At 51.3% G+C, this 304-nt stretch carries 1 protein-coding gene; it reads left to right on the forward strand.

All coding sequences use genetic code 11. The features are described 5' to 3' along the window. Nucleotides 1–304 (forward strand): DDE-type integrase/transposase/recombinase (locus ACO0LF_RS31710; protein WP_423021425.1); only part of this gene is annotated, 304 nt, incomplete at both ends.

Consider the following 304-nt stretch of genomic DNA (forward strand, 5'->3'; position numbering starts at 1 on the left):
TCTGCGAGGGGCCGTGGGTGAAATCCCCATGGTCTACTCACCCCTATATCAGCACGGGTGAAGGATGGCTTTATCTGGCAGGAATCAAGGATGTCTATACCTGCGAGATTGTCGGCTATGCCATGGGAGAACGTATGACACAAGCCTTGACAGCAAAAGCATTGTGGAAGGCTGTCAGCAATAAACGACCACCGCCTGGTCTGATTCATCACTCAGACCGTGGTAGCCAATACTGCGCACTGAGTTACAGGGAGTTGCTGGAGCAATTTGGCATGAAGACATCCATGTCACGCAAAGGAAACTG

The sequence above is a fragment of the Undibacterium sp. Di27W genome (assembly GCF_049340345.1).
GTDB lineage: Bacteria > Pseudomonadota > Gammaproteobacteria > Burkholderiales > Burkholderiaceae_D > Undibacterium.